The sequence below is a fragment of the Promicromonospora kroppenstedtii DSM 19349 genome (assembly GCF_000515355.1).
Taxonomy (GTDB): Bacteria; Actinomycetota; Actinomycetes; order Actinomycetales; family Cellulomonadaceae; genus Promicromonospora; species Promicromonospora kroppenstedtii.
Genome location: NZ_KI911735.1, coordinates 22,000 through 26,067, shown reverse-complemented (window position 1 = coordinate 26,067; position 4,068 = coordinate 22,000). Strand labels below are relative to the sequence as shown.

Here is a 4,068-nt window from a genome sequence, read left to right as displayed (position 1 = left end):
CACGGCCGCGACCTCGTCGGCGCCGCGCGACTTGGGCAGGAATCCGGCGGCACCCGACGCCAGCGCGCGCCGCAGGACGCCGGGCCGGGCGTGCCTGGTGACGATCACGCAGCGGGTGGCGGTCGTGCGGTTCAGGCGCTCGGCGACCTCCACGCCGTCCAGCCGCGGCATCTCGAGGTCCAGCAGGCACACGTCCGGCCTGAGGCGCGTGGCCTCGGCCACGGCCTCGGCGCCGTCGGCGCACTCCGCGACGACCTCGATGTCCGGTTCCAGGCGCAGCAGCGCGGCCAGGGCCGACCGGATCATCCCCTCGTCGTCGGCCAGCAGCACTCGAATCATCCTGCGTTCTCTCCTTCGCTGGGAACGGTCACGGTCACGGTGAACGAGCCGTGCTCGCGCCGCACGTCCAGGTGGCCGCCCACCTCGGCGGCCCGGCGCGCGATACCCTCCAGGCCCGCTCCGCCGGAAGCCCCGGCGGGGTCGTCCACAGCGAGGGCGTCGCTGCCGTCCGCGACGTCGTTGGCGATCTCGTACCGCCACGACCCGTTCGACCGCGACAGGCCCAGCCGGGCCCACCGGCCGCCACCGTGGCGCAGCACGTTCGTCGTCGTCTCCCGGATCACCGGCCCGAGCGCGGACGCGGGCGCGTACGGCGAGTCCGGGTCCACCGTGGCCTCGGCGACCGTGCCCGCGGCACGCAGCAGGTCCACCGCGTTGGCGATCTCGTCGCGCAGCGGCACGGAACGGAAGCGCGTGGCGAGGTCGCGTGTGCCCTGGCGTGCGTCACCGACGCTGGCGCGCGCCGCGCGCAGCTGCTCCATGCCGGCGGCCGGGTCCTGCGGCATGAGCCGCTCGGCGAGCTCGAGCTGGAGCGCGATCACCTGGAGATGGTGCCCCTGCAGGTCGTGGACGTCGGTCGCGACGCGCAGGCGCTCCTGGGTCGCGGCGAGCCGCGCCTCCGAGGCGCGGGCCCTGTCCAGCGTGACGAGCACGTCCCACCACCACAGCGAGGAGACCGACGTGATGGGCAGGATGGTGGACAGGAAGGCGAGCTGGAACGCGCTCGGCGCGCTGTCCGCCCCGAGCGAGCGGTTGCCGTCGACCACCCACAGCAGGACGAGCAGGGCGGTAGCGGCCACCACCACCCGCAGGCGCACCCCGGGCGGCCAGTTCAGGAGGATCACCGCCTGGAGCACGGGCAGCGCCAGCACCACCCACATCCCGGTGGCGTACCCGGCGCCGAGTCCGTACGCCACACCGACCAGCAGCGACGGAAGGTGCTGTCGGGGAACCAGCAGCGGCGCGTCCTCGGCCCGGCGCCGGTAGGCGGCCACGGGCAGCAGCGTCGCCAGCCACCACAGCAGCCCGCCGACCGCGACGGCGAGCGTGGTGAGCGCGTCGCGCTCGTCCTCGACCAGGACGACGACCGTCAGGAGCACGGCGATCAGCTCGAACGAGACGACCCCCAGCGCCATGTACCACCAGGTCGCACTGACGCTCCGGGTCAGGCGCAGGGCGCTGCGGGTGTCGACCGGCGCCGGTGCGGGGCCCGCATCAACGGGTCTGCTGCTCATCCGCCCAGGCTACGGGCATGACACATGTCATGGCCGGGGTGTGCGCAGCGCCCGGAAGGCGGTGACAGACGGACACTTCTGCGCCGCGCGCCCGGCGGGTGGACTAGGGGCATCGCCACCAGGCCCACCTCAAGGAGCACCCCATGAACCTCGTCGAGACCCTCCAGAACCTGCTCGGGCAGGTGCCCGAGCTCCTCCAGCCGCTGATCGTCGCGCTCGCCGGCGCCATCCCCTTCGTCGAGGGCGAGGGCGGTGCCGCGATCGGCATCCTCGGCGGCCTCCCGCCCGTCGTCGCCGCGATCGCCGCCATGGTCGGCAACTTCCTGACCGTCGCCGTGCTCGTGCTGCTCAGCGCCGGCGCCCGCACCGCCGTCGTGACCCGTCACCGGGAGAAGGTGCTGGCCCGGGACGGCGTGCTGGTCGGCGGCTCCCAGGCCGGCACCCGCATCGACCACGCCGACGACCGCGGCTCGGCCCGCCGCGCCAAGTTCCAGCGCGCCTACGAGCGCTACGGCGTCCCCGGCGTGAGCCTGCTCGGCCCCCTGCTCCTGCCCACGCACTTCACGGCCACCATGCTCGCCGCCTCCGGCGTCGGCAAGGCCCGGATCCTCGTCTGGCAGGCCATCGCGATCTTCGCCTGGACCACGCTCACCGCGCTCATCATCAGCGGTGTGCTCCGGGCCGTCGTCTGACCCCGGTCACCGCCCGCGCGGCGCGGAGCTGCTCGACCAGCTGCACGGCGAGGGGTTCCGCACCCGGGAGTACCTGATCTTCGGCGACGAGTGGTGGCTCTACGTCCTGAACCGCATCGCCGAGGACCCCACGCGGGTCATCACCGCGCTCGCCGATCTCCGCGAGGGCCCTGCGGCCTGACCCGGCGATACGATGAGGCACCCCGGAGGAGGGTGGAGATGACCACCACGCAGCAGCAGTTCACCGACCCCGAGCTCACCCCGCGGCTCACCGACGCGCAGTGGGAGAAGCTGCTCGCCCGGGCGACCCCGCGCGACGTCGTCGCCGGCGACTACGTGTTCCGGACCGGCGAGCGGGACTACCCCATGGTGCTGGTCGAGTCCGGCGAGATCGAGGTGGTGCGGGACGCGCTGCGCTGGATCGGCGAGGAGGTCGTCGCCACCATGGGACCCCGCTCGTTCGCGGGCGAGCTGGGGCTGCTCAACGGGCAGAGCGCGTTCCTGTCGGCCCGGGCCACGGCCCCGGGCCGGGTCTGGTTCCTCGCGCGGCCGGAGCTGCGCCGCATCCTCGCGCAGGAGGACGAGCTCGGCGACGCCGTCCTGCACGCGCTCTGGGCGCGGCGGGAGCTGCTGCGGCGGGGCCCGGCGGCGCTCACCCTGAAGTTCGTCGGGCAGGAGACGTCGGCGGAGTACCTCGCGCTGCGCCGGTTCGCCGAGCGGCTCGACCTGGTCCACACGGCCGTCCCGATACCGGCGGACGGCAGCCTGTCGCACCCGTTGCACGACTACGCCCCCGAGGACCTGCCCATCGCGTTCGTGCAGGGCGAGCCGATCGTGCGGGCCACGCCCGGGATCATCGCCGAGCACCTCGGCCTGAGCTACGAGGCCACCGACGACGACGTCGTGGACCTCGTCGTGATCGGCGGCGGGCCGGCCGGTCTCGCGGCGTCGATCTACGCCGCGTCGGAGGGCCTGCGCACCCTGCTGCTGGAGGCGATCGCCCCGGGCGGGCAGGCGGCGTCGACCTCCCGGATCGAGAACTTCCTGGGCTTCCCGTTCGGCGTGAGCGGCGGCGCCCTGATCGGGCAGGCGACGCTGCAGGCCATCAAGTTCGGCGTGCGCGTCTGCGCGCCGTGCGAGACGGCGGCGCTGCGCCCGGTCGGGGACGAGCTCGAGCTGACGTTGACCGACGGCCGGATCGTCCGCGCCCGCGCGGCCATCGTCGCCTCCGGTGCCGCCTACCGTCGGCTGCACCTGGACCGCTGGGCGGAGTACGAGGGGTCCGGCATCCACTACGCGGCCACGCCCCTGGAGCTCAAGCAGGTCACGGAGTCGCCCGTGGTGGTCGTGGGTGGCGCGAACTCCGCGGGCCAGGCGGCGCTCTACCTCGCGGCGAACGGCTGCCCCGTGCACCTCGTGGTGCGCGGCGGCGACCTGGGCGCGCGGATGTCGTCGTACCTGGTCAACCGACTCACCGAAGACCCGCGGATCCACATCCACCGCGAGTCGAACATCGTCGGGCTGGATGGCAACGGGCGCCTCGAGGCCGTCTCGATCGACACGGCCGGGCGGGTCGAGGCACGTGGCCTGTTCTGCTTCATCGGGGCTGAGCCCGCCACGGCCTGGCTGCAGGAGCTCGACCGGGACCCGGCGGGCTTCATCCGTACCGGCGCCGACGTGCCGCCCGAGGCCCTGACGCAGTGGGCGGGGCTCGGGCGCGGCCCGCTCCCGTTCGAGACGTCGATCCCGCGCGTGTTCGCGGCCGGCGACGTGCGGCGCGGCTCGATGAAGCGCGTGGCGGC

General features: G+C 74.1%; 5 protein-coding genes. 3 read left to right on the top strand and 2 right to left on the bottom strand.

Annotated features, from left to right (window positions below):
- Both PROKR_RS22170 and PROKR_RS22165 read right to left on the bottom strand, forming a co-directional pair.
- Nucleotides 1–339: response regulator (locus PROKR_RS22170; RefSeq protein WP_036967592.1), on the bottom strand; the 339-nt coding region annotated here is incomplete at its 3' end.
- Nucleotides 336–1,574, bottom strand: a complete 1,239-nt coding sequence (locus PROKR_RS22165) for a sensor histidine kinase (protein WP_036967587.1) — start codon at nt 1,572–1,574, stop codon at nt 336–338. The genes PROKR_RS22170 and PROKR_RS22165, both read right to left, overlap by 4 nt.
- Nucleotides 1,575–1,717: 143 nt before the next feature.
- Between PROKR_RS22165 and PROKR_RS22160 the strand changes: the two genes are divergently transcribed.
- The 3 genes from PROKR_RS22160 to PROKR_RS22150 all read left to right on the top strand — a co-directional run.
- The gene (locus tag PROKR_RS22160) at nt 1,718–2,266 is read left to right on the top strand and encodes a hypothetical protein (RefSeq protein WP_036967584.1); all 549 of its coding nucleotides are present in this window, start codon (nt 1,718–1,720) and stop codon (nt 2,264–2,266) included.
- The gene (locus tag PROKR_RS22155) at nt 2,244–2,447 is read left to right on the top strand and encodes a hypothetical protein (protein ID WP_036967582.1); all 204 of its coding nucleotides are present in this window, start codon (nt 2,244–2,246) and stop codon (nt 2,445–2,447) included. The genes PROKR_RS22160 and PROKR_RS22155 overlap by 23 nt, the downstream gene beginning before the upstream one ends.
- A 38-nt stretch (nt 2,448–2,485) precedes the next feature.
- Nucleotides 2,486–4,068 (top strand): FAD-dependent oxidoreductase (locus tag PROKR_RS22150; protein WP_036967615.1); only part of this gene is annotated, 1,583 nt, incomplete at its 3' end.

What these genes read in the sequence shown, in the direction of transcription:
- PROKR_RS22160 (WP_036967584.1), top strand. Translation starts at nt 1,718, where the DNA reads ATGAACCTCGTCGAGACCCTCCAGAACCTGCTCGGGCAGGTGCCCGAG.
- PROKR_RS22165 (WP_036967587.1), bottom strand. Translation starts at nt 1,574, where the DNA reads ATGAGCAGCAGACCCGTTGATGCGGGCCCCGCACCGGCGCCGGTCGAC.